Here is a 23,406-nt window from a genome sequence, read left to right as displayed (position 1 = left end):
CGATTATAATATCAGTGTTGACTAAATGTGACATTTGATGAGGAGGAGACTCATGAGCATTGTTTTAAAGCACGCGAAGATTTATACCGGTGACGAGGTTATCAATGATGGCTATATTCGGTTCGATCAACGAATTGAAGCAGTGGGCCCCGTGGCAGATTTTCGGCCACTTCCCGCTGATGAGATTCAGGTTGTGACGGGCCGGACCATTGTCCCCGGATTCATCGATGTGCATAGCCATGGTGGCTATGGATATGATAGTATGGATGGGGAACCAGACCAGATCGATAAGATGGTTAACCTGATGGCACAAGAAGGAATTACGTCGATCTTTCCAACTACCATGACGCAGTCTAACGAGGCCATTGACCATGCTATGCGCGGAATCGCGATTGCTGCTGAACGGAACCCTATTATCCAAGGGGTTCATTTGGAAGGGCCATTTATCGCGGCGATTTTTAAGGGCGCCCAGCCAGAAAAGTATATTAAGGATCCAGATGTCAACCTGCTAGACCACTGGAACCAATTATCCGGTGGTCGGGTCAAGCTGATAACCTACGCGCCAGAAGATGCTGGGGCCCAGGATTTTGAAGCCTACTGTTTGGCAAATAACATTGTACCTTCCGTCGGCCATTCCAACGCTACCCGGGAACAACTCCTGACCAGTCGGGCCACTCATGTAACGCATTTGTATAATGCTCAACGTGGGTTGCGACACCGGGAGCCTGGGGTAACGGGTCACGCAATGTTGGAAGACAATCTGTACTGCGAATTGATTTGTGATGGGTTCCATATCGTGCCTGATATGATTAAGCTTGCGTACGAACAAAAGGGCCAACACCGTTTGGAGTTGGTGACTGATTCGATGCGTGCTAAGGGCATGCCTGAAGGTGTCAGTGAACTGGGTGGCCAGAAGGTTATTGTGAAGGATCGGCAAGCACGATTAGAGAGTGGTAACTTAGCCGGTTCCGTCTTACGTTTCGATGAAGCATTCAGAAATGTGATTGCCTTTACCGGATGTGACGTGGATGCAGCCGTACAGATGAGCTCGGTTAATCAGGCGGAAGAATTTGGCCTGACGCAAAAGGGTAAGCTCTTAGTGGGCCGCGATGCCGATTTAAACTTGTTAACTTCAGACCTGCAAGTAGAAACGACCTATAGCTTAGGTCGTCATATTCAGGCCGCAACAGACTAAAATTTGTAGTGATTCGAGAAGGGACGTTGGGTGCTGTGAGTTCACCGATTTATATTCAAATTCATAATGATATCAAACGAGCAATCGAAGCGGGAAAGTGGGCGGTTGGCGACCGGATTCCATCGGAACGAGAGTTGTCTCGAGATTTTGATGTGAGTCGGATGACTCTGCGCCAAGCGATTCAAACTCTGGTCGATGAAGGGATTTTAGAGCGCCAAGTAGGTTCAGGAACCTATGTGGCCAATCAAAAAGTGCAAGAAAAGATGTCTGGGGTCACGAGTTTTACGGACCTCATGCTGACACAAGGTAAACAACCAACGAGTAAGACCATTTCTTACCACGTCATGAACCCTTCCCTGAGTGAGGCTGAAAAACTGAAGCTTAAGGAAGATGATCAAGTCTTACGGATGGAGCGGATTCGTTACGGCGATGATGTTCCCATCTGTTTTGAAGTAGCCACCGTTCCGGAAAAATTAGTCGATGGCTTAAATAAAAAGGAAGTTACGAGCTCACTGTACCGGGCACTGGAAGACAAGAAGAGTTTGAATCCAGGCAAGGCGCAACAGACAGTTTCCGCTATGTCTGCTTCCGAACGGATTGCGGAATACCTCAAGATTAAACGTGGGGATGCTATCTTACGGTTGCGGCAAGTAACCTACTTACAAGATGGAACACCGTTCGAATACGTTCGCACGCAGTACGTGGGTGAACGCTTCGAGTTCTACTTGGAAAAATAGTCAGCAAAAATGCCTCACAAAGGGTTAGTCTAGCTAACGAGATTGTGAGGCATTTGCTGTAACTAAATGGTGGTGAACTGCCACCTCCAGTCGTTAGGGGCGACTGTGGGTGGGGACCAGCCCTGACAGCCGGAGGCGGATATCTGCTAACTATCTCAATTGTTTAGCTTGACGCCGAACTAGGTGCAAGTAGTGGGGGATGACCGCAATCCGCTTGAGCCGCTTAGGTTCCTTGACCGTGCGGTACAGCCATTCTAGGTGGTGCTTTTGCCAGAATTCTGGTGCACGGACTACGACGCCAGCTAGTACGTCGAAACTGCCACCAACCCCCATCCATAGGCCCTTAGTGGTGTGCCGGTGGGCGTTAATGAACCGTTCCTGTTTTGGAAAGCCTAGCGCAGCGAAAACCATGTCAGGCTGTTTGTCAGCAATATCAGCGACGATTTCGCTGTCGTCTTCAAAATAGCCGTCGTGCATACCCGCGATAATGAGGCCGGGGAATTGGACGTTTAACACCCGCTTTAACTGGGCAATGACGATTGGCTTAGCGCCCACGAAATAGGCGGAACGGTGGTTATCACTGGCCCAGTTCAGTAATGCCTCCAGCGTGTCAAAGCCGGTAATGCGTTCTGGCAAGGGCTGTTTCAGAATTTTAGCTCCGTCTAGAATACCGACGCCATCTGGTGTGACGAAGTCGGCGGTATGTATTAGATCACGATATTCTGGATGGTTGTGGGCGTACATCACGATTTCTGGATTAGCTGTCACCACAAAGGTGTTTTGTTGTTCAGTGATGCGTTGTTTAAGAACTTTGAGCAACTCGTCTGCGGTCGTCTTAACGAACGGAATATCAAGGACCGTGACGGTCGGAAATGTAGCTTGCATGGCGGTGCTCCTTTCGAGATTGTCATGGAAATGAATAAAGCTTCTGTGGCCATACTAAATTGTATGACGCTTAATTTGATTCATGCTAAAATGTACCTATTGGATTTAAAAACAAACACAAATAGTCTGGCTTGAAAGATAGCCAAGGGAGTAGCTCATTATGACGAATTTGTATCCTGACGACAGTCAGACCCTGCACACGGATGCGTATCAAATCAACATGATTCAGACGTATTACGAAGAAGGCATTGCAGATAAGCACGCCGTCTTTGAAGTTTTCTTCCGTAAGATGCCGTTTAGAAACGGATATGGCGTCTTTGCCGGTTTGGAACACATTGTTCATTATATCGAAAATCTTCATTTTTCCCAAACAGATATTGATTACTTACGAGAAGCTGAAGATTATTCAGAAGACTTTTTAAATTACTTAGCCAATTTTAAATTCAGAGGATCAATTCGTTCAGCAGTTGAAGGTGAATTAGTCTACGCTCACGAACCCTTACTTCAAGTTGAGGGTCCCTTGGCAGATTGTCAATTGGTGGAAACAGCTATTTTAAACATCGTGAACTATCAAACGTTGATTGCCACGAAGGCCGCTCGGATTCGTTCCGTGGCCGGGGATGACGCTCTGATGGAATTTGGAACGCGCCGGGCACAAGAGTTTGACGCTGCTATCTGGGGGACCCGAGCCGCTTACATTGGTGGATTCGATGCGACTTCTAACGTGCGTGCTGGCAAAATTTTTGGGATCCCCATTAGTGGAACGCACGCTCACGCTTTGATTCAGACTTATGGGAACGACTACGACGGGTTCATGGCTTACGCTAAGACCCACCATGATTGCGTTTTTCTGATCGATACGTATGACACGTTGCGGAGTGGTTTACCTAACGCCATTCGTGTGGCCAAGGAAATGGGCGATAAGATTAACTTCCAAGGCGTGCGGATTGATTCTGGGGACATGGCCTACATTTCCAAACGCGTGCGGCAGGAGCTGGATGAAGCTGGTTATCCGAATGCTAAAATTTATGCGTCTAATGATTTGGATGAAAAGACGATTCAAAGTTTGAAGATGCAAGGGGCTAAAATTGATGTCTGGGGCATTGGCACGAAGCTGATTACGGCGTTCGACCAACCTGCTTTGGGAGCCGTTTACAAAATGGTGTCCATTGCCGATGAAGAAGGGAACATGCATGGGACAATCAAGCTGTCCAATAACGCTGAAAAGGTGACGACGCCTGGTAAGAAGCAGGTTTGGCGGATCACCAAGAAAGCTGATGGTAAGACGGAAGGGGACTACATTACCCTGATTGATGAGGACCCTCGGCGTGAAGAGTCTATTTTCATGTTTAATCCCAATTACACTTATATCAATAAAACCATCAATGACTTCAACGCTCGGCCAATTTTACAGCCGATTTTTGAAAGCGGTCAATTGGTCTACGAACTGCCAACTTTGGAAGCGGCGCGGGACCGTTGTCGTGGTGCTTTAGCAAACCTGTGGCCAGAATACAAGCGGGATCTGAATCCTCAGAAGTACCCGGTTGATTTGTCCGAGGATTGCTACAATCAGAAAATGGAAATTATCAAAGGAATTCATAATTACGTTCAAGAGATGCCCGAATAGAATCGAGCAAAAACTAGGGGGCAAGTAGCATGCGTGCTATGCAAAAGACGATCATTGAAGCTTTAAAGGTACAACCGACCATTGATCCTGCTACGGAGGTTCGCCGGAGTGTGGACTTTTTGAAGGATTATTTAAAGCGTTACGATTTCATGAAGACCTTAGTCTTAGGAATCTCTGGTGGGCAGGATTCTACATTGACTGGAATTCTGTGTGAACGGGCTGTGACGGAGTTGCGTCAAGAAACGAACGATAGTGACTATCGATTTATTGCGGTTCGCTTACCCTACGGTGAACAGGCGGACGAGGACGATGCCATGATGGCCATCGACTTCATGGGAGCTGACGAGGTTGAACGCGTCAATATTCAACCGGCCACGGATGCCATGGTGACCGCTGTAACGGCTAATAAGGAAACGGTGAGTGACTTCAACAAGGGCAATATCAAAGCCCGGCAGCGGATGATTGCTCAATATGCCATTGCTGGTGCGCGCTCTGGGGCCGTTGTGGGAACGGACCACGCCGCGGAGGCTATTACCGGGTTCTACACGAAATTTGGTGATGGTGCGTCAGACATCTGTCCAATTTGGCGGTTGGATAAGCGCCAGGGTGCAGCTATGCTGGACTACTTGGGTGCCCCAGAGCATCTCTATAAGAAGGTCCCAACGGCTGATTTGGAAGAAGACCGGCCAGCGCTTCCCGATGAGGTGGCCTTAGGTGTCCACTACGCTGATATCGATGCCTACCTGGAAGGGCACGACGTTGATGAACAAGCGGCAGAAAAAATCGAGAATTGGTATCAAAAGACCGCGCACAAGCGGCATTTGCCAGTCAACGTTTATGATACGTTCTGGCAGAAATAAACCAAGACGGAGGCTAACGGAATGCGAAAAAATAATATGAACGGGTACATCAACGTCTTATCGAAAGTTCTGCAAGGAACGGAAGATGCCGCTGGTGAAATGAATGCGGACTTTGAAACGATGCGTCAGGCTATCGACAACGGGGCCGTTGGGGACTTATCCCAAGTTGACTTGCAAAAAATTGCAGATAATTTTCAACGCGGTACCGATGGTTATGAAGACAAGCTGAATCAGTTAGAACAGGCTAGTGCTCCAGTCCGAGTATTGGGCAAGCACAAGTCTCTGGTGGCGGCTTACCGAGTCTACACCGATGCTTGCCAGTCAATGACTGATAGTTTAGACGTGGAACACCAAACAGTCGATCAGGCGGCATTTGATGAAGCTGAAAAGACGCAAGAGAATGCCATGGGTAAAGTGACCGCTGCAATTCAACGGATTATGAGTAGTCCAATGTAGGGTGCGGATGCCCGTAAAAATACGCAAGGATTCCGGTATTGGCGGAAACTCTTGCGTATTTTTTTGGTCATTCAGGTTAGTCGAGTTATGGACGGTGTGCGGTCGTCTCATGGTATAATGCAAGTATGACGAAACATAACGGAGGGGTTGCATGGCAACACAGAAGAATGAGAATGTTTTACGTGAATTGGCGCAACCGGTTCATGCCCAGCTCAGTCAGTATAAAGTGACCCAAATACAGGCCGTGCTGACCCTTCTGGATGAAGGTAATACGGTCCCATTTATTGCACGGTACCGGAAAGAACGCACGGGTTCGTTAGATGAAGTCGCTATTCGTGACATTGAAGACGAAGCCCACCGATTGATGAAGTTAAATCAGCGTCGGCAGGATGTTTTAAAATTAATTGCTGAACAGGGAAAATTGACCCCACAGCTGCGACAGTCATTGGTACATGCCACTGTTCTTCAGCAGGTGGAAGACCTTTACTTGCCGTATAAACAAAAGCGGCGGACCAAGGGAACGATTGCGCGGGAGAATGGGCTAGCCCCACTGGCGGAGTGGTTACTGCACTTTCCCGCCAGCGGACTAGCTGCCAAAGCTCAAGGCTACGTTGATCCACGGAAGGAATTGCCCGATGTGGCGTCGGTGTGGGCCGGCGTTCATGAGATTTTGGCGGAAACGTTCAGTGAACAAGCTGCCTTTCGAGAGTGGATTCGACGTTATACTTGGCAACACGGCGAGCTGACCAGCAAGCTAAAACGGGGCGCAACCGATGAACAACAGGTGTATGCTACGTATTACGATTTTAGCCAACCACTGAAGCAACTGCCGCCTTATCGGGTGCTGGCTATTAACCGGGCTGAACGGGAAAAGGTCCTTTCAGTGAGTGTTAACGTGGATTCGGCCTCAATTCTGCAGTACGGTCACTTTCGGTTGATTGGACAACATCAGGGCCCAGCTGTGGCGAAAGTGGCAGCTGCTTTTGCGGATGCCTACAAGCGGTTCCTGGGGCCCGCCATCGAGCGGGAACTCCGGCGGCAATTGACCGAGAAGGCCGATGACCACGCAATTCAGGTATTTGGCAATAACCTTTACCACCTGTTAATGCAGGCCCCGTTGAAGGGCAAAGTAGTGATGGGGTTTGATCCTGCGTACCGGACCGGCTGCAAACTGGCCATAATGGACGCTAACGGCCGCTTCTTGGCTAAGCAGGTCATTTACCCACATAAGCCGGCAAGTGGTAAGCAGCGGACGGCAGCAGGTCCAGAGTTCAAACGGTTATTGGAGACCTACCATGTAGAAATGATTGCCATTGGTAACGGAACGGCGAGTCGAGAATCTGAGGAATTTGTTAGTGAAATTCTCAAAACGCTAGACCATCCCGTGTATTATGTATTAGTCAACGAAGCGGGGGCGTCTGTCTACTCAGCTAGTGCAAATGCTCGAGCTGAGTTTGCGGATTTCCACGTAGAAGAACGGTCAGCCGTCAGCATTGGCCGGCGATTGCAGGATCCCTTAGCTGAACTAATCAAAATTGATCCCAAAGCTGTGGGGGTTGGTCAGTACCAACACGATGTGCCAGAAAAGGCGTTGGATGAACAGTTAGACCGCGTTGTGGAAACGGCTGTGAATCAAGTTGGTGTCAACGTGAACACGGCTAGTCCGGAGCTATTGACCCATATTTCTGGACTGACGGCTACCACGGCGAAAAATGTGGTGGCTTACCGCAATGAGAATGGTGCTTTCACATCACGGCAAGCTTTGAAAAAGGTCCCACGGTTGGGGCCCAAGGCTTATCAGCAGGCGGTGGGGTTCCTCCGTATTATTGATGGAACTGATCCATTGGACAACACGGATATTCATCCCGAAAGTTACACGGTGGCTAGAAAATTATTGAACGGTGTGACGGCGACACTGAGCGATGTGGGAACGGCTAAGTTGCAACAGAAGTTGGCGCAATTAAATCGGCAACAGTGGTCAACCCAGTTGGATGTTGGAACGGCAACTTTGACAGATATTATTGACGGGTTGAGTAAGCCAGGCCGAGACCTGCGGGATACGATGCCTGCACCGTTATTGCGCCAGGATGTGCTGACCATGGCTGATTTGAAGCCAGGGATGGAGCTCCAGGGGACTGTCCGCAACGTTGTTGATTTTGGAGCCTTTGTGGATATTGGTGTGAAGCAGGATGGACTGGTTCACATTTCCCAGTTGGCGGACCATTACGTTGGAGATCCCAGTACCGTGGTAACAATTGGTGATGTGGTGACCGTTTGGGTGCTCACAGTTGATGAAAACCGGCAGCGCATTCAGTTGACGATGCGAGCTGATCATCATGACTGATGAAGAGCTACAGCGGCTGGTGAAGCGAATCTCCCGTGAGTACTTTGGCAAAGAGTTTCGTCACCGGGCGATGTTCAATCCGCGGTTAAGGACGACAGGGGGACGCTACCGGTTACAGGACCACAATATTGAAATTAATCCGCGGATGTTAACTGAGCACGACGAGGATACCCTAGTTGGGGTGATCAAGCATGAGTTGTGCCATTACCATTTACATTTGGGTGGTCAATCCGGTCAACACCGGACGGTTGCATTTAAGAATTTATTGAAACAGGTGGGGGGCTTGCGATATGCCCCAGCACCCGTAAATCCAAAGCCCCGGACTAGACGCTGGTATCTATACATCTGTACAAATTGCCAGCAGAAGTATTACCGGGCAAGAAAGATTGATGTTAAAAAGATGGTGTGTGGTCGGTGTCATGGTCGCTTGGCCTGGCAAAAAATTGTTTTAGCACCCACCCGTCCGCATTAGGCTTAGGAGGCAAGAACTTATGGGAAAAACGATTATTCGGGTTCCCGCAACGTCGGCGAACCTGGGCCCCGGAATCGATTCGATTGGGGCAGCATTACATCTGTACTTAACGGTGATTATTGAAGAAAAGACTGAGAAATGGCGGGTCAACCACGCATTGGGAACCGATATTCCACGGGACGAAAATAATTTGATGGTGCAAACGGCTTTGAAAATTAAGCCAGATTTGGCGCCTCATCAGTTAACCGTAATGTCTGATATTCCAGTGTCACGGGGATTAGGGAGTTCGACGAGTGCCATCATTGCGGGAATTAAGATTGCTAATGAGCTTGGTGATTTGGATTTGACGATTCCGGAACAGTTAGACTGGGCCATCAAGTTGGGCGGAGCATTGGATAACGTTGCCCCAGCACTGATGGGCCAAGCCGCTGTTGCCACCGTGGAAGGCGTTCACGCCGATGCAATTAAGTTGCCGTTACCAGACTTGCAGGTGCTGGTCTTTATTCCCGGTCAGAAGTTGATGGCGGAAAAGAGTCGTGAGGCATTGCCTAAGACGTTGCCTTTGAACAAGGCAGTGCATGCCAGCAGTGCGGCTAACGTCTTGGTCGCTGCATTATTGAAAAAAGATTGGGAACTTGCAGCGAAGATGATTGAACGCGATGAATTTCACGAACAAGCGCGGTCACAACTCGTACCCGAACTAAATACGATTCGGAATGCCGCCCATGACTTGGATATCATGGGAACGTACTTAAGTGGGGCTGGGCCTACGGTCGTCACGTTTGGAACATCTGCACAATTGACCCTGTTACGGGGGAAATTAGCGGATCAAGATTTACCCGGTAGTCTGCGAATTATCGAGCTGGATCAGGATGGCGCAACGGTCTTAACCGATGCATAAATAAAATTTTTTTGAATTAACTTGCAAAAAATATTGTCAGGTGCGAAATCATTTGTTATACTATTTCTTGTGAGTTAATGCGGCCATGGCGGAATTGGCAGACGCGCAAGATTAAGGATCTTGTCCGGGTAATCCGGGTGGAAGTTCGAATCTTCTTGGCCGCATAGCATAATTACGGAGGCAGCAATCAGATTTCTGATTGCTGTTTTTTTATTTAGCGACAATCGACCGTTTTCTAGCGGTTAGTAAGTGGGGAAGCTACCGGTGCGTTAACGGAGATTAAAAAATAGACAGGATATTCTCAAAAAAGAGAATTCCCTGTCTGCTTTTTAGATCCGGATGTCGCTACCGGTTTACTGTAAACTTTGAATGTAGGCTTTCGCTTTTTGTTCACTAAAGGATGATTCACCGTTAGGGCTACCTTGTAAGTAGTAAGCGTACGACTCAGCAATATTTTGCAGGTTGGCATAGAATTTTTGACTACCAACATTGACCGTAATTCGGAAGGTTCCGGCGTCACCATTGTAACTATCATAAGCTTGGAAGACGTGACCGAGTGACATTTTTAACTTGTAGAGTGTTTTACCAGCGACTTTTACCTTCTTGGTCCCAAAGCCAGTCATTGGTTTAGCTAGGTAGTAGGTGTACGTAGATTTACCACGGATGAACTTTTTTATCTTAATGGATTGCGCAATTTTGGTGTAATTGGCATTCCCTGATTTGGGGGTGTAATTATTATAGTAATTCAAGTAATTATCAGCAGTGACCGTCACGAATCCATTATTGGCTTTGTCATTGTCAAAATAGGATTGCAAGTTTTTCTGATAGAGTCTGGGGAGATTAGAGTAGGCACCGTAAGCAAAAGCCGTCTTTGCTTTGTGTTCCGTTAGAAATGCTGTTTGTGCAGATTTACTTAACTTTTTCATGGATACAGCATATGGCCATTTCTTCCCAATGACTTTGAAAACCTTCTTTTGGTTCTTTTTGGAAAGAACAGTCGTGTCAACGTTGGCTATTCCCCAGGTGCTAACGTTACCAACGACGACAGAGTGTTTCCCTAGAGTGACCCCGTGAGTTCGATTTTCATTGCCAATTACGAGTGGTTGACCAATCGTGAAGACGTCCGGTTGAAAATCTTTAACGACGGAACTACTCATATTAATTCGAGTCAGCCGGGTTAGATTTCGCATACCAACCTTATCGAATTCATTGTCGACCTTCTTGGTGGTCTTCGTGACCTTTTTATCAAGCCTGGCGTAGTTGTTCAACTGAGCTAATTTGCTTTTACTCATGGCAGATGCATTTGTGACAACCAAGCTGCCAACCGTGGCGCCTAGCAGCATGAGCAGTATAGCATTCGTTTTTCTAAACTTTAACAATTTAATTACCCCCTAGAATGAATGTCCTACTTCAATAATTAGTGTAACGCTTTTTGTCACGCATGAAAATCAGCTCATTAATGAATGGGAAGTAGGGGAGCCATTGATGAATCATCCAGTCTATTAAATAATCGAAGCTGTTTTCTGAAAATAATACTAAGATGTCACTGAAAAATGACAAACAGATAACAATTTTCAGAGGAAATCGTTTTCAGTAGAAATGGGGGTTCAAATACGACTTAAAAGGGCGTAGAATGCTTTATTACAGCGAAAAAGTCGATTGAAAAATAAGTGAGCAAGTTTACTGACAATCCGGGTGTTTCGCGTTATAGTAGTCTTCCTGTGTGTTTAGTAAGACAAATATTAGAAGGAGGTCGGCGTATGAGCGACTTAACCAAGGGCAATTCCCTGAAACTTATTTTCTTTTTCACGATTCCATTGTTGATTGGTAACTTATTTCAGCAATTGTACAACGTCTCCGATACCGTTGTTGTGGGACAAACCCTTGGTGTCAAGGCGCTCGCCGCTGTTGGAGCTACCGGTTCCATTAACTTTCTGATTATTGGCTTTGCCCAGGGCTTAACTGCCGGCTTGGCCATTATTACAGCAACACGATTTGGTGCACGTGACTATCGTGGTGTGCGGCGGTCGTTTGCTGCGAGCATTATCATTTCGATTTTGATGACGGTTGTTTTAACGGTTTTAGCGCTGGCATTTGTTGATCCTATTTTGAAATTGATGCAAACACCGGCTTCAATTTTTGACAATGCACGAACTTTTATCAGTATTATTTTTGCTGGTATCTTTGCATCCATGGCGTTTAACCTGTTGTCTAACATTATTCGAGCATTAGGTGATTCGCGGACACCCCTGATTTTCTTGATGATTGGGACCGTGGTTAACGTGATCCTGGAATTATTGTTCATTTTAGTCTTTCATATGGGGGTTGCCGGGGCTGGTTGGGCGACCGTTATTTCTCAAGTAATCGCGTCACTACTGTGTGTTGGTTACATCGTTCGGTCAATTCCGTTATTACACATTTCAAAAGAAGACTTCAAGTTTGATTTAAATGAATTATGGCAACATTTCTCCACTGGGATGCCAATGGGTTTCCAACTCTCAATCATTGCAATTGGGACGATGGTCATGCAGGCGGCACTGAATTCATTAGGGACCGATTCCGTTGCTGCTTCGACCGCAGCATCTAAAGTTGACCAACTTTGTTCGTTACCAATGTCTTCATTTGGTGTTACAATGGCGACATTTGCCGCACAAAACTTTGGTGCAGGTAAGTTTGGTCGAATTCTAGAAGGGGTCAAGAAAACGCTGTGGTTGTCTGGAAGCTTTGCTGTTTTCGCAGGTGGTTTGGTTATCTTCCTCGGTAAGCCAATTGTAACTTTGATTATTGGTACTGCTGACGAGAACGTCATTCACTTGTCACAGACGTATTTCAATATTATTGGTAGCACGTACCTGTTACTGAGTGTGCTATTCATTATCCGGAACACGCTTCAGGGATTAGGGCGGCGTGTTTTACCCACTCTGGCCGGTGTTGGGGAATTAACCATGCGGGTGTTTGCTGCCTTATTCATGGTTAAGGCCTTTGGCTATGCCGGTGCAGTTTCTGCGGAACCATTAGCTTGGCTGGGATCATGTGCAATTTTAGTTCCATCTTGGATTCGGGCAGTTAAGCAATTGCGGAATTTGCAGCGTTCAGTTGATGTGGTTGAAGGGAAAAACGAAAATACGAAAAAAAACTTGGCTGCCCCAAAGATGATGGCAGCATCTCCCAAATTAGAGTCCTAACCTAAAGCGTGATAAACTAGGATGTAGTCGGTATGACTGCATCCTTTTTTGATACACTGAGGGTCAACCAACCTGTGATTGAGGAGAAGTTATTTAAATGAAAAATTTTATTTTTGACATTGATGGTACGTTGTTAGACACGGAGGCGATGTACATGAAGTCCTTGCAAGCCGTTCTTCACGAAAGGGGAATTGACCGTGAGTACGCAGAATTGGTCACGACTTTTGGAATTCCCAGTCGTGAAGCGTTAGTACGACTAGGAATCGCCGATGTTGATGGCGTGCTAGCTGCCTGGGGACCGAGAACGGCTCAATATCGTGAATCAGTTAAAGTGTATGCAGGCGTCAAACCTGCGTTGAAAGCATTAAGAGAAGCTGGCGCCCACTTGGGAATTATGACGTCAAAACAGCAATTTGAGTACGAGCGCGACGTGAAGGCTGAAGGCCTAGACACAGAGATGAGTATTGCCGTCGTTGCGGAAGACGTTGCCCACGGTAAGCCGGAACCCGATGGTATTTTGTTAGCCATGCAGCGTTTGGGGGCCACTCCCGCCGAAACAGTATACGTTGGTGATACGGCTTATGATGCAGAGGCATCCAAGGCAGCCGGTGTGACCTTTGGTTTTGCCGCTTGGAACGGCCGTCAGCCGCGGAATTTCACGCCTGACGTACGCTTTATAACGCCGCAAGCCATGTTGGACTTGATGTAATTGTTCCTTAAATATAAGAGGAAAGGGATGGCAACATGTTAGCCATAATCGTCACTGGCCACGGCGAGTTTACCCGTGGTATTTTACAGAGTGCCGAGATGATCTTTGGCAAAGCACCCAAAGTTACGGCAGTTACTCTGGGCGCTAAGGAGAGCGTTGAAGACCTGGCCAATCATTATCAGGCTGCGGTTCAGGCAATGCAACCGGTTGATGAGTTATTGTTCTTAGTGGATTTGTGGGGTGGGTCGCCCTATAATGCCGCTAAGCAAATTGTTGCACAACATGCAGATAAATATGGTCTCGTTTCAGGGCTAAACCTGCCAATGTTAATTGAAGCATTGTCGAGTCAAAATCAACCGTTGGCGGAAGTGATTCCACGAATTGAAACAGCAGCTAGAGCAGGAATTCGTCACGTAGAAGATCCTGATGATCCGGCGGTTGACGAAGAAGATTTTTAGGTTAGTTACGTGGACACAATGGTTCCACGGTTGGTAGTCAACTGCGTCATTGACGCTTGCGAGCCTTGGTTAGCAGCCAAGGAACCGCAATTTGCGTGATTTTCCTAGGTTAAGTATTGTTCATCACGCCAAACCCGCAAGTTGCCGAACGGGGGAGTTATTATGCTAGATGGAGCCGTCCACGATTTAAGATATTTTGGGCGGCGTTCTGATCACGGAGATGAAATGCTAGACAGTGTGGACACCACCAAGTTCGTTCACGGCAAGTTAGTTTCTGCTGACCGTGTAAGATGTAACCGCAGTGGCTACAGGTTTGGGTGGTTGAGACGGGATTAACCGTGATAAATGTTCGCCCGTACAGCTGGGCTTTATAGCGTAGCATGGTTAGCAATGAGATCCAACCGGGGTCGCGAAAGCGCCAAGACATGGCGTAGTTACGGGCTGTGTCCTGGCCACGAAGCTCTTCTGCAACCACGAGATTGTGTTGGCGAAAAATTTGGGTACTCAATTGTTGTAGAAAGTTTTCCCGTTGCTGGTGTAACTTAATGAGTAGTTTTGCCACACATTGGCGTTGTTTTTGGTAATTTTTGGCGGTCCTTAGGGGTCGCCTTTCTTTTTGGGCCAAACGTCGTTGCAAACTTAATCGGCGCATAGCTTTTCTAAAGCGAGAACTGAGTCGTCGATTGAAGTGGGGATTGACCACAGTATGGCCCGTTGAAGTGGTCAAAAAATTGGCAGTATTTAGGTCGATACCTATAGGCTGTGTTTGGGCGCTTAAAGGGTGAACGAAGGGGACTGGACTAGTTAGCTGCAGAGAAAGGTAGTAGTGGTTAGTGGCGTCTTTAGTCAAAGTTGCCAAGCAAATTTGAATAGGGGTATCCCGAGTCAGTAGTCGGGATTGAGAACCACCCACCCGCAACCGCCCAATGATGGGCAGCGTGACGTGGTGTTCATCGGTGAATGCAATCGATCCATTACGGAGGGAACCGTGGCTCCGATGGTGATACTGGCAAGCTAATTGGTACCGCCATGTATAACTCTTCCGTAGAAAGTGGGGACGTTTAGCACTTCCGGTCAGGTAAGCTGCTTGCCGGGTACGATAGTCAATGACAGCCTGTAGCCGGACGTGGGCGTCAATTCGAGGATCTGCTAGGAAAGGATGATTAAGGGCCATACGCTGATAGTCTAAGCTTTTGGTGAGGTGTTGGATGAATGCGTGGACTTTGGTAGGTGGGTGTTTAATTTGATGAAGATGTTCCAAGCGCTGTCGAATGGCGTGATGCTCATTGTAAACGAAGCGGTACGCATCAGCGTTACGTTTAATTAATTGTTTTTGCTGATCGGAAGGGTAGATTCTTACTTTGATGCCGAAATGATAGGAGAGTTGTCCAAGGTCTCTCATGAAGCCACCACCAATCTGAATTTTTGGTAGCTTTACCATAACATGTCTACGTTGATTATTCACCCCGTTCACCTTATAACCTTTTTCATATGAAATACCAAAAAAGTCGTAAAAAAAGCGTTGCTTCTATTTCCAATTTGGAAAGAAGCAACGCTACTTTTAACCAACTGTGACTTGATCTCGGCCATGACGTTTAGAGTAATAAAGGTTTTGATCAGCTCGCTTATAAACGTCCAGTTGTTCGACGTCTGCTCGACGGACCTGGGTCACACCAACTGAAAGGCGAACGGTAATTTGATTACCAGCCTGTTCGAATTTGGTTTCGCGAATGGACTGCGCAATAGCATCAATGTGGGTCCGGGCTTGTTGCATCGAGTAATTAGTGAAGAGAATCGTGAATTCTTCTCCTCCGGTTCGGTATAGCGATAATTCTGGATCAATAGTTTGTAACTGAGTGGTGATTAGGTTAGCCGTTCTATTAAGCACATAATCACCGGCTAGATGACCATACGTATCATTAACATTTTTGAAGTGGTCAATATCAAATAACATCAAGGTCAGTGGTTGATTGGCAAGTTTACTCTGACCAAATCCACGCTCAAAATCATTTTTGAAGGCAAAGTAGTTTTTGACCTTCGTCAATTCATCAAAGTTAGTTGTGTAGGTCAGTTGGGCTAGTGTTGAAGCACTGGAAATTAACGTCCCCAAGTAAATGTACATAATGGTAAGCAGAAAGAAACTGAAAATCAGTTCCCAAATCAACGTTGTATGGGGCAACTCAAAGCGTATGCCGATTAGCCCCCAGAGAACCGCTGAGAATGTGAGACTGGCTATCGTATAATCCACAAAGTCTAGCCAGTGATGGTGACGATGTTTCTTTACTAATTTCATTGCATAGAACAAGCCGATGTAGAAGGTACCAAAAATCCAAGATAAGCCAACGAACATAGTCCCATTGACGGCCATGAAGATTAAAATGACACTGACTAGCTGCCAAAAGTGAATATCTAGCAGTAAAAAGTAGCTGACGAAAACAATTGCAAATATTTGAAAGTTAGCGAAGACCCAACTGTTAGAGGTACCGTTAACTGCTAACTGCATACCAACAATCAATAGGGTAATGTAAATGACTCCGACGTGAGTCCGCACCTGATCAGGGTTAGGGTGCTTGCCATGATTTTTAAGAAAACGAATAATCCCGTTTGTGAGAAACCAGTATAGGGTTAGGACACCCAGAAGAAAGAAGAGACTAGTGACGGCCGGTGTCACGAACCAGTGGGACCAAGTCAATGCGAGTCACCATCCAATCCGAATAAATAGGTTTTAGTATCAATTAATTTCATTATCACATATTAACGTGTTACCAGTGCTTTTTCCATGATAACGAAACAGTTTTTTAAAAGTGGACAGAGAAAACAGTACTGACTCACCCAATTTGGTAACGGATTTAAAAGGGTGTCCCTAAAAATAGGGCGAGATTAAACAGGTTAGTTAATGAGCGATAACGCTAGTAGACGAATAATTCTCGATCTTGGATTGCTTGTCTATCGCGGCTAAGTGGAACGGACTGCCTTTTGTCGCACGTTTCAACCGTATACGTTTCAACCGTATACGTTTGAGGCGTAAAAAAAGGTCTGAGATTTTTGTCTCAGACCCTCTTTGCGCTTAAAATAAGTTTTTTAAACTAAACTAGGTTTTCCATATAGATACCCTTGATGAAGCGTTATGCCAAATTGTTTGGCAAGTTCCTGATCCTGTTCATTCTCAACACCTTCCAGAACGAGCCGGAGGCGGAAGTCGCGGGCGGTTTGTGCCCAGAAAGCTAAGCTAGCTGGAATTAAATCACCTTCGCCACTCATCCGCAAATTCTGCATGGCAAACTTGATTTCATCCACGAAGGGTAAGAGAAAACGAATATTTTCGTAGGTGTTACTACCAGTACCTACGTCATCCAATACTAAACCAATGCCATACTGATGGACGGACATACTGAAGAGTTTCATCTCATCGAGGGTGGGGGCTTCCGTTAATTCAATCGTGAGAGCTGCGGGGGCAATACGCTTCTTCAGCGCAATAATTGTCCCTAAAGTCAGGGGATCCCGTAGTTGTTGATTGTTAAGATTAAAAGCCAAGACTTGGTTATTAACAGCGGTGTGTAGGGATGCTGCTGCTTCTTCTAGGAGTTTCGCCTGATCGGTTACGGAAATATCCGTAAAGTGTTTAGGCAAAACCCAGGTATCGTTTTCCTGCTTGCGGAGTAAAACTTCGTAACCAAAGACTCGGTTATCATCTTGATTTATTTGAGGCTGTACGAAAAATCGATACATGCCGATCCTCTCCTTTGGACGCTTTAAAGGGCCGTTCGTTCTGATAAGTTTAAATCTATTTTAACGCAATATTCAAAAAGCACAACGACATATATCTTTTAGTGTGGTAACTTCGGAATAGTATGACTCACTTACTCCAATGATTATTGGGATTGCAGTCCATTTGTGCGTGAGGCGTTAGGACCGATCTGATCAGTCCTTGCCGTAGTTAAGGTATTATAAGCTATCGTGATTGAACCATGGATTTAACCAGATGGAGAATTCTGGTAAACTGTTGACCAGCAAAAATAGTGGACGTCTTGGTTGCATCAGCGTATCCAATTATTGAATTCGTTCTAATTGGGTATACTGGCTGGTCATCCACGAACGATAGGTCTTCCCCTGCGGCAACGTTTCTGTCACATTAAGAACAGGCACGTGATGGGTATTGGCCAGTTTAACCAATGATTTGACGGTTTTATCGCTAGTCTGACTATTGTTAACAAAGAAAGCAATTTTGCGTTGCTTAATGTCATTCTGCATGTTTCGAATGGTTTTAGGAGTAGGGTCAGTACCGTTCTCGACAGCTATTTCAAATTGCTGATTAAGTCGTCGGTAGCCCAGCGCGTTGAGCGCATAGTCAAAGACTGGTTCGCTAACATCGACAGCACGGTGGTCACTTCCTTGTTTTAACTTTTTTATTTGACGCTGCAATGGGGCTAGCTGTTGGATGTACCTGTTTGCATTTTTTTGGTAAATGGACCGATATTTGGGAGCAGTCTTGCCAAATTGGGTGGCTAAGTACGTTGCCAGACGTGTCATTGTTTCGGGATCATACCAGATATGTTCGTTAGCTCCCATTTTCTTGGCCATGACATCTTCACCGACCTGGATACCCTTAAGATGATCATTGCCACTACTTTTGATCAACTTTTGCATCCAGGCATCATAGCCAAGTCCGTTAGCTAAAGCGATAGTGGCATGAGAGACCGCAGCTGCGTCCTGGGGAGTGGGTTCAAAGTCATGGGGGTCAACGCTTGCGCTTTTAATAATCGTGGTGACGGTTCCGTGGTCCCCTAGAACGGCTCGAGCGACCTCACCGTAAAAGTCTAGACTAGCGACAACGTGGATTGGTTTGGTCCGAGTGGTCGTTGACTGCGACTGATGACGACAAGCAGTCAACGTGAATAGAGCTAGCAGTAGCACCCCAATAACTGAAAATTTCTTTAAAAAAACTGACATTTAAAAAACACTCCTTAATATCTAGATAGTAATAATTACTATTTAGATATTACAGGACTTTAATTTACGTGACAAGTTAAATTTATACGACGGCATAAAAAAAGGTTCGAGATGTTCATCTCAAACCTTGATCATTCATCTATTAGTAACCGTAACCAGTATTGGTCGCAGCGCCGGTGGCATTGTATCCAGTATTGTCATAACCAGTACCAGTGGTCCCATCGGTAGACGCATCAGCGTCAGTCGTAAACTTCGTCGTATTGGCCAGGCCTAAAGTCTTCCGAATATGATTAGAAATCTTTTTAAGCTCGGTCGTGGTAGGAACTTGATAGGAAAGACCGTCAATCATTGCATCTTGTCCTTGTAAGGTTTCAGAATTGATGTGGTGAGAGGCATCACCGTACTTAGCTCGAATCTGCATCAGATCGTCGAAAGTCAAGTCAGTCTTTAAATTACCATTCAAGGACTTAAGGATGGTTTGGTAGCGGGTAATTGATGAGAGCCCAGCTGCCTTCACAAACAGTTTTTGTAAGACTTCTCGTTGTCGCTTTTGCCGACCGTAGTCACCCAGCGGATCTTCGTGACGCATCCGGGAGTAATCTAGAGCCTGTTTTCCATTGAGATGGGTCTTTTTACCCTTGACCACATTAGCAGCGCCATATTGGAAAGTTAGTGTAGGCTTAACATCCACACCACCAACGGCGTTGACCATCTTTTCCAACCCACCCATGTTGACAATGGCATAGAAGTCGATTGGAATATCCAAGAGGTCTTCCGTGGTTTTAACGGCAGTTTTGGCACCACCAATGGTGTAGGCCGCGTTAATTTTCTGAATAGAAGTGTTCTGACCGGAACCGACTGTGACCCGGGTATCCCGCGGAATACTCGTTAAGTAGGCCGTTTCCTTCTGTGGATTAATGGTGGCAACCATCATGGTATCGGTTCGGCCAACATCTGAACGGCCTAAGGCACCGGTGTCAGTTCCCATTAGGAGAATTGAGAAAGGTTTGTTTGACCGCAAGACGGCTGACACGTTTCGACTTTTTGCGGCGTTTGAGGCCTCGTAAGTTTGACTGAAGGTCTTCTTGGCCGAATTCCACGCCTGATAGCCGTATGCTAAGCCCCCACTTAGCAGAACGAGTAGGGCGATGACAAGTGTCCACATGACTGGTCGATGTGGGTGAACTTGTGGTTGTTTGTAGTGTGAGTTTCGGTCGGCACGCCGGTCGTAGACTTGTTCAAAGTCTTCGGGGGAGTGGTGCCGCCGTGGTTCATTATCGTTTGGCATATTTATTTTCCTCATCCTCATCAAAATCTTTAGACCATTATAAGTCAGATTTACCACCAGTTAAAAGGGTGAAAACCAACTTTACCAGATTTTAAAATTCCCCTGGAATCCTATCTGTAGACTCAATTAATCCATTAGACCATAAATTTCGACGTTCGTAAATGTGTGGGTCCCGTCAACTCCCAGATAATGAGGGAAAGTTTACCGCAATTTTGGAGAATTCACAAGCTGTCAAGGTAGGATAAACCGGATAAGAACACTGGTTGTAAACGGTTCCGCAGACGTGTTTGCGCGGACCTATGCTATAATAAGACGCGTTGCTTAAGAAACTCTAATTTTTCGTAACGATTAGCGGGGAGGTTAGCCAATGGCCGTCTTTATTCGAAGTGTCTCAGGGGTCTTGATCATTTTGGTCATGATCAGCCTGGGGTACGTGCTTTCCCGCCGAGGCTGGTTTGACGATCAAGCGCCGAAGCTAATCGCCAGGTTGGTGACGCAGATTGCGTTGCCGGCCTATATGATCAGCACCATTACCGCGAAGTTTTCCGCGGTCACGTTGAAACGAACGTTGCCGGATCTCCGGTTTCCGATTATTTCAATGCTGATCATGTTTGGCCTTTCGATGATTGCCTTCCACCTATTTCGGATTCACCCGCAACACCGAGGACTGTTTGAATCAATGTTTTTGAATTCAAACACGGTCTTTGTGGGCTTGCCCGTGAATGAAGCGTTGTTTGGGCCGAAGAGTTTACCGTTCGTGTTAGTCTATTACATGGCAAACACGACTTTCTTTTGGACTTTAGGGGTTTATCTCATTCAGCGTGATGGTCAAGGCAAGGCTATATTCAACCTCAAAGATACCCTTCAGAAGATTTTTTCACCGCCATTACTGGGGTTCATCGTGGGCGTTCTCTTGGTCCTCTTAAATATCCAATTACCAGATTGGATTATGAAGGATTTCCAGTATATCGGTGGTCTGACGATTCCATTGTCGATGATTTTTATCGGGACTGCCATTGCCGGGGCAGGATTGCAGAACATCCGGTTCAACCGAGATAGTTGGGGCATTCTGTTTGGACGGTTTATTGTGGCACCGACCCTAATGGCGTGCCTAGTATTACCGTTACCTTTACCAATTTTAATGAAACAGGTTTTTATTTTGCAAGCAGCGATGCCCGTCATGACGAATGCACCAGTAGTCGCCAAGCTCTATCGAGCAGACGCCGATTACGCGGCCATCATGGTAACCGAAACGACCCTCCTAAGTTTAGTGGTGATTCCGATTCTGATGGTGATCGTCCAGCACGTTGCCTAATTGTTGAGTCGGTTCACATAAGGAGGAACAATTTTTCGTTTTGAGAAAAACAATGTTGTACATCGCATTTTCAACTTTAATGTTTAGTTCAATGGAAATCGCTTTGAAGTCAGCCGGTGGGGCGTTCAACCCCATTCAGTTGAACCTTATCCGGTTCTTCATTGGGGGCATTGTCTTGCTGCCCATCGCATTACGTGCCTTACATAAACAACAACATCGCTTAAATCGAAGTGATTGGGCGTTGTTCTTCCTGACCGGTTTGGTCTGTGTCATCATCAGTATGACGCTGTATCAATTGGCAATTACGGTGGATGAAGCTTCCACCGTCGCCGTGTTGTTCAGTTGTAACCCAGTTTTTGCTTTGATTTTCTCGTATTTGATCCTGCATGAACGAATGGGGCGAGCTAACTTAATTGCTGTCATTGTTTCCATCATTGGTCTGGTAGTTATCGTTAATCCCGCACATTTAACGAATCCCGTGGGGCTGACCTTAGCCATCGCCTCGGCATTGACCTTTGGCTTGTACAGTATTGTTTCTCGGTGGGGTTCTGTCCGGCACGAATTCAACGGAATTGTGATGACCTGTTTTACTTTCTTGGCTGGCTCATTAGAACTGTTTATCATCATGGCCATTACCCACGTGCCAGCGATTGCTGGCAACATGCGTCAGGTGGGGTGGCTACGCCAATTTGCTGCGATGCCAATTTTACAAAATGTTAGCTTCCACTACTTCTGGATTCTGTTTTTCATCGGGGTTTGTGTGACCGGTGGTGGGTTTGCCTTTTACTTCTTGGCAATGGAACGTTCCGATGTCTCCACCGCTTCACTGGTCTTCTTTATCAAGCCAGGATTAGCGCCAATCATGGCGGCTGTTCTGATTCACGAAAAAATTCTGACGAATACCATTGTTGGGATTGTCATCATTCTGATCGGGTCAGTCATTACTTTCATGGGAAACCGGGTCAAGGCACGCGAATCCGATTTGGAAGAAGAGGATGTCAGCGATTTTCAAACGCCAGCTATGGCTGAACAGTCGGCAATTGCTAAAGCTGCTTTAGCCAAATTAGAACGACACACTGAAGAGTCCTCAACCGATTAATCATTAAACCAATGTCACACGTCCTTTTAAATGGAGGACGGTGGCATTTTTTTAGTAGCGGATATGTTTCAGCAGGTGACCCAATTATTCTCGTGAAAAGTTACACGAATTAGACGAAACGCTGTGGGAGCTATGGTATCATGGTTGGTGGGAATTGATTGAAATGACTGAGAGAAAGGGAGTATGGCGATGGCAACGCTAGTTATTTTACGGCATGGAGAGAGTGTCGCTAACCGGGATAATATTTTCACGGGGTGGAGTGACGTGCCACTGACAGCTAAGGGCAGGAATCAAGCCTGGAGTGCTGGTGAGTTGGTTGCTGAGACCGGTATCCAGTTTGCGGCATTGCACACGTCCATGCTTCAGCGGGCAATTGTGACGTCTCACATCATTTTGGAAGCCATTGATCAACTTTATTTGCCAGAGTATAAGTCATGGCGACTGAACGAGCGGCATTATGGGGCGCTTCGTGGTAAGAATAAGGCGGCTGTTCAGGAGGCCGTAGGGACTGCCCAGGTGAAGATTTGGCGGCGGAGCTTTGAAACGGTGCCACCGTTGCTGGATCACGTGACCCAGGACCGGCGCTATGATCAATTTGGGTCCCACGTGGAGCCGTTGGGTGAGAGTCTGGAAATGGCCTATCATCGATTGATGCCTTATTGGGAGGATGAAATTGCCCCTCGGTTGTTGGCTGGTGACAATCAGTTAGTGGTCGCGCATGGGAGTACGCTGCGGGCATTGATTAAGTATCTCGATCATGTTGCTGATGCAGATATCAGTCAGGTTGAAGTTGCGAACGGTGAACCGATTCGCTATGATTTTGATAATCGGTTGAATGTGTTACGAAAGACCATTCTGTAGGTGAAAATTAACAAAAGAATAAGATAATTAAGTTGGCGGAAGCAATGTTCATAAATCATTGTTT

The 23,406-nt window shown here is 46.5% G+C and carries 21 protein-coding genes and 1 tRNA gene; 15 read left to right on the top strand and 7 right to left on the bottom strand.

The genetic code is table 11. The features are described 5' to 3' along the window. Positions 1-52 precede the first annotated feature (52 nt). Positions 53-1,195: an N-acetylglucosamine-6-phosphate deacetylase gene (nagA, locus tag AB3Y94_RS05345; RefSeq protein WP_367295334.1), complete on the top strand. Its 1,143-nt coding sequence runs from the start codon at positions 53-55 to the stop codon at positions 1,193-1,195. 35 nt (positions 1,196-1,230) lie between these two features. Continuing rightward, a complete protein-coding gene (locus AB3Y94_RS05340) occupies positions 1,231-1,932 on the top strand; it encodes a GntR family transcriptional regulator (RefSeq protein ID WP_125683778.1) in 702 nt (233 codons plus the stop codon). Between the two features lie 150 nt (positions 1,933-2,082). On the opposite strand, the gene AB3Y94_RS05335 is transcribed toward AB3Y94_RS05340, so the two are convergent. Beyond that, positions 2,083-2,817 (bottom strand): WecB/TagA/CpsF family glycosyltransferase, encoded by a 735-nt coding sequence (locus tag AB3Y94_RS05335; protein WP_367295333.1) that lies wholly within the window; start codon positions 2,815-2,817, stop codon positions 2,083-2,085. A 160-nt stretch (positions 2,818-2,977) separates the two neighbouring features. Here AB3Y94_RS05335 and AB3Y94_RS05330 point away from each other — a divergent pair, with 160 nt between their 5' ends. The 7 genes from AB3Y94_RS05330 to AB3Y94_RS05300 all read left to right on the top strand — a co-directional run bounded on the left by AB3Y94_RS05330 (position 2,978) and on the right by AB3Y94_RS05300 (position 9,641). After that, the gene (locus AB3Y94_RS05330) at positions 2,978-4,444 is read left to right on the top strand and encodes a nicotinate phosphoribosyltransferase (RefSeq protein WP_367295332.1); all 1,467 of its coding nucleotides are present in this window, start codon (positions 2,978-2,980) and stop codon (positions 4,442-4,444) included. Positions 4,445-4,473: 29 nt separating this feature from the next. Then, on the top strand, positions 4,474-5,304 hold the full coding sequence (gene nadE / locus AB3Y94_RS05325; protein ID WP_367295331.1) for an ammonia-dependent NAD(+) synthetase: 831 nt from the start codon (positions 4,474-4,476) through the stop codon (positions 5,302-5,304). 21 nt (positions 5,305-5,325) lie between these two features. After that, the gene (locus AB3Y94_RS05320; protein ID WP_367295330.1) at positions 5,326-5,760 is read left to right on the top strand and encodes a hypothetical protein; all 435 of its coding nucleotides are present in this window, start codon (positions 5,326-5,328) and stop codon (positions 5,758-5,760) included. A gap of 151 nt (positions 5,761-5,911) precedes the next feature. Continuing rightward, positions 5,912-8,104, top strand: a complete 2,193-nt coding sequence (locus tag AB3Y94_RS05315; protein WP_367295329.1) for a Tex family protein — start codon at positions 5,912-5,914, stop codon at positions 8,102-8,104. Further along, positions 8,097-8,576, top strand: coding sequence for a SprT family protein (locus AB3Y94_RS05310; protein ID WP_367295328.1), 480 nt, complete (start codon positions 8,097-8,099; stop codon positions 8,574-8,576). Before AB3Y94_RS05315 ends, AB3Y94_RS05310 begins: the two co-directional genes overlap by 8 nt. A gap of 19 nt (positions 8,577-8,595) precedes the next feature. Then, entirely contained in the window at positions 8,596-9,477 is an 882-nt protein-coding gene (thrB, locus tag AB3Y94_RS05305) for a homoserine kinase (protein WP_367295327.1), read from the top strand. Positions 9,478-9,556: 79 nt separating this feature from the next. Next, a tRNA-Leu gene (locus tag AB3Y94_RS05300) sits at positions 9,557-9,641 on the top strand. A gap of 189 nt (positions 9,642-9,830) precedes the next feature. On the opposite strand, the gene AB3Y94_RS05295 is transcribed toward AB3Y94_RS05300, so the two are convergent. Next, positions 9,831-10,769 (bottom strand): hypothetical protein, encoded by a 939-nt coding sequence (locus AB3Y94_RS05295; protein ID WP_367295326.1) that lies wholly within the window; start codon positions 10,767-10,769, stop codon positions 9,831-9,833. A gap of 468 nt (positions 10,770-11,237) precedes the next feature. Here AB3Y94_RS05295 and AB3Y94_RS05290 point away from each other — a divergent pair, with 468 nt between their 5' ends. From AB3Y94_RS05290 to AB3Y94_RS05280, 3 genes are all read left to right on the top strand, one after another. Further along, on the top strand, positions 11,238-12,662 hold the full coding sequence (locus AB3Y94_RS05290; protein ID WP_367295325.1) for an MATE family efflux transporter: 1,425 nt from the start codon (positions 11,238-11,240) through the stop codon (positions 12,660-12,662). A gap of 97 nt (positions 12,663-12,759) precedes the next feature. Further along, a complete protein-coding gene (locus tag AB3Y94_RS05285; RefSeq protein ID WP_367295324.1) occupies positions 12,760-13,371 on the top strand; it encodes an HAD family hydrolase in 612 nt (203 codons plus the stop codon). Between the two features lie 35 nt (positions 13,372-13,406). Next, positions 13,407-13,829 (top strand): PTS sugar transporter subunit IIA, encoded by a 423-nt coding sequence (locus tag AB3Y94_RS05280; protein ID WP_367295323.1) that lies wholly within the window; start codon positions 13,407-13,409, stop codon positions 13,827-13,829. 160 nt (positions 13,830-13,989) lie between these two features. Here the strand turns inward: AB3Y94_RS05280 and AB3Y94_RS05275 are convergent, their stop codons facing one another. The 5 genes from AB3Y94_RS05275 to AB3Y94_RS05255 form a co-directional block, all read right to left on the bottom strand. Continuing rightward, the gene (locus AB3Y94_RS05275) at positions 13,990-15,231 is read right to left on the bottom strand and encodes an RNA-guided endonuclease InsQ/TnpB family protein (protein WP_367295322.1); all 1,242 of its coding nucleotides are present in this window, start codon (positions 15,229-15,231) and stop codon (positions 13,990-13,992) included. A 159-nt stretch (positions 15,232-15,390) separates the two neighbouring features. Then, on the bottom strand, positions 15,391-16,500 hold the full coding sequence (locus tag AB3Y94_RS05270; protein ID WP_367295321.1) for a GGDEF domain-containing protein: 1,110 nt from the start codon (positions 16,498-16,500) through the stop codon (positions 15,391-15,393). Positions 16,501-16,910: 410 nt separating this feature from the next. After that, positions 16,911-17,558 (bottom strand): EAL domain-containing protein, encoded by a 648-nt coding sequence (locus AB3Y94_RS05265; RefSeq protein WP_125692993.1) that lies wholly within the window; start codon positions 17,556-17,558, stop codon positions 16,911-16,913. A gap of 321 nt (positions 17,559-17,879) precedes the next feature. Beyond that, positions 17,880-18,779: a metal ABC transporter solute-binding protein gene (locus AB3Y94_RS05260; protein ID WP_367295320.1), complete on the bottom strand. Its 900-nt coding sequence runs from the start codon at positions 18,777-18,779 to the stop codon at positions 17,880-17,882. A 142-nt stretch (positions 18,780-18,921) separates the two neighbouring features. Beyond that, complete coding sequence (locus AB3Y94_RS05255) at positions 18,922-20,067, bottom strand: LCP family protein (RefSeq protein WP_367295319.1); 1,146 nt, start codon at positions 20,065-20,067, stop codon at positions 18,922-18,924. 367 nt (positions 20,068-20,434) lie between these two features. Here AB3Y94_RS05255 and AB3Y94_RS05250 point away from each other — a divergent pair, with 367 nt between their 5' ends. The 3 genes from AB3Y94_RS05250 to AB3Y94_RS05240 all read left to right on the top strand — a co-directional run bounded on the left by AB3Y94_RS05250 (position 20,435) and on the right by AB3Y94_RS05240 (position 23,342). Further along, a complete protein-coding gene (locus AB3Y94_RS05250) occupies positions 20,435-21,382 on the top strand; it encodes an AEC family transporter (RefSeq protein ID WP_367295318.1) in 948 nt (315 codons plus the stop codon). A gap of 40 nt (positions 21,383-21,422) precedes the next feature. After that, positions 21,423-22,481 (top strand): DMT family transporter, encoded by a 1,059-nt coding sequence (locus tag AB3Y94_RS05245; protein ID WP_367295317.1) that lies wholly within the window; start codon positions 21,423-21,425, stop codon positions 22,479-22,481. 189 nt (positions 22,482-22,670) lie between these two features. After that, a complete protein-coding gene (locus AB3Y94_RS05240) occupies positions 22,671-23,342 on the top strand; it encodes a 2,3-diphosphoglycerate-dependent phosphoglycerate mutase (protein WP_367295316.1) in 672 nt (223 codons plus the stop codon). Positions 23,343-23,406: the final 64 nt, after the last annotated feature.

Source organism: Levilactobacillus yonginensis (assembly GCF_964065165.1).
Taxonomy (GTDB): domain Bacteria; phylum Bacillota; class Bacilli; order Lactobacillales; family Lactobacillaceae; genus Levilactobacillus; species Levilactobacillus yonginensis_A.
This window is presented reverse-complemented; position numbering and strand designations above follow the sequence as displayed.

What these genes read in the sequence shown, in the direction of transcription:
- nagA (WP_367295334.1), top strand. Translation starts at nt 53, where the DNA reads ATGAGCATTGTTTTAAAGCACGCGAAGATTTATACCGGTGACGAGGTT.
- AB3Y94_RS05335 (WP_367295333.1), bottom strand. Translation starts at nt 2,817, where the DNA reads ATGCAAGCTACATTTCCGACCGTCACGGTCCTTGATATTCCGTTCGTT.
- AB3Y94_RS05330 (WP_367295332.1), top strand. Translation starts at nt 2,978, where the DNA reads ATGACGAATTTGTATCCTGACGACAGTCAGACCCTGCACACGGATGCG.
- nadE (WP_367295331.1), top strand. Translation starts at nt 4,474, where the DNA reads ATGCGTGCTATGCAAAAGACGATCATTGAAGCTTTAAAGGTACAACCG.
- AB3Y94_RS05320 (WP_367295330.1), top strand. Translation starts at nt 5,326, where the DNA reads ATGCGAAAAAATAATATGAACGGGTACATCAACGTCTTATCGAAAGTT.
- AB3Y94_RS05315 (WP_367295329.1), top strand. Translation starts at nt 5,912, where the DNA reads ATGGCAACACAGAAGAATGAGAATGTTTTACGTGAATTGGCGCAACCG.
- AB3Y94_RS05310 (WP_367295328.1), top strand. Translation starts at nt 8,097, where the DNA reads ATGACTGATGAAGAGCTACAGCGGCTGGTGAAGCGAATCTCCCGTGAG.
- thrB (WP_367295327.1), top strand. Translation starts at nt 8,596, where the DNA reads ATGGGAAAAACGATTATTCGGGTTCCCGCAACGTCGGCGAACCTGGGC.
- AB3Y94_RS05295 (WP_367295326.1), bottom strand. Translation starts at nt 10,769, where the DNA reads ATGAGTAAAAGCAAATTAGCTCAGTTGAACAACTACGCCAGGCTTGAT.
- AB3Y94_RS05290 (WP_367295325.1), top strand. Translation starts at nt 11,238, where the DNA reads ATGAGCGACTTAACCAAGGGCAATTCCCTGAAACTTATTTTCTTTTTC.
- AB3Y94_RS05285 (WP_367295324.1), top strand. Translation starts at nt 12,760, where the DNA reads ATGAAAAATTTTATTTTTGACATTGATGGTACGTTGTTAGACACGGAG.
- AB3Y94_RS05280 (WP_367295323.1), top strand. Translation starts at nt 13,407, where the DNA reads ATGTTAGCCATAATCGTCACTGGCCACGGCGAGTTTACCCGTGGTATT.
- AB3Y94_RS05275 (WP_367295322.1), bottom strand. Translation starts at nt 15,231, where the DNA reads ATGAGAGACCTTGGACAACTCTCCTATCATTTCGGCATCAAAGTAAGA.
- AB3Y94_RS05265 (WP_125692993.1), bottom strand. Translation starts at nt 17,558, where the DNA reads ATGTATCGATTTTTCGTACAGCCTCAAATAAATCAAGATGATAACCGA.
- AB3Y94_RS05260 (WP_367295320.1), bottom strand. Translation starts at nt 18,779, where the DNA reads ATGTCAGTTTTTTTAAAGAAATTTTCAGTTATTGGGGTGCTACTGCTA.
- AB3Y94_RS05255 (WP_367295319.1), bottom strand. Translation starts at nt 20,067, where the DNA reads ATGCCAAACGATAATGAACCACGGCGGCACCACTCCCCCGAAGACTTT.
- AB3Y94_RS05250 (WP_367295318.1), top strand. Translation starts at nt 20,435, where the DNA reads ATGGCCGTCTTTATTCGAAGTGTCTCAGGGGTCTTGATCATTTTGGTC.
- AB3Y94_RS05240 (WP_367295316.1), top strand. Translation starts at nt 22,671, where the DNA reads ATGGCAACGCTAGTTATTTTACGGCATGGAGAGAGTGTCGCTAACCGG.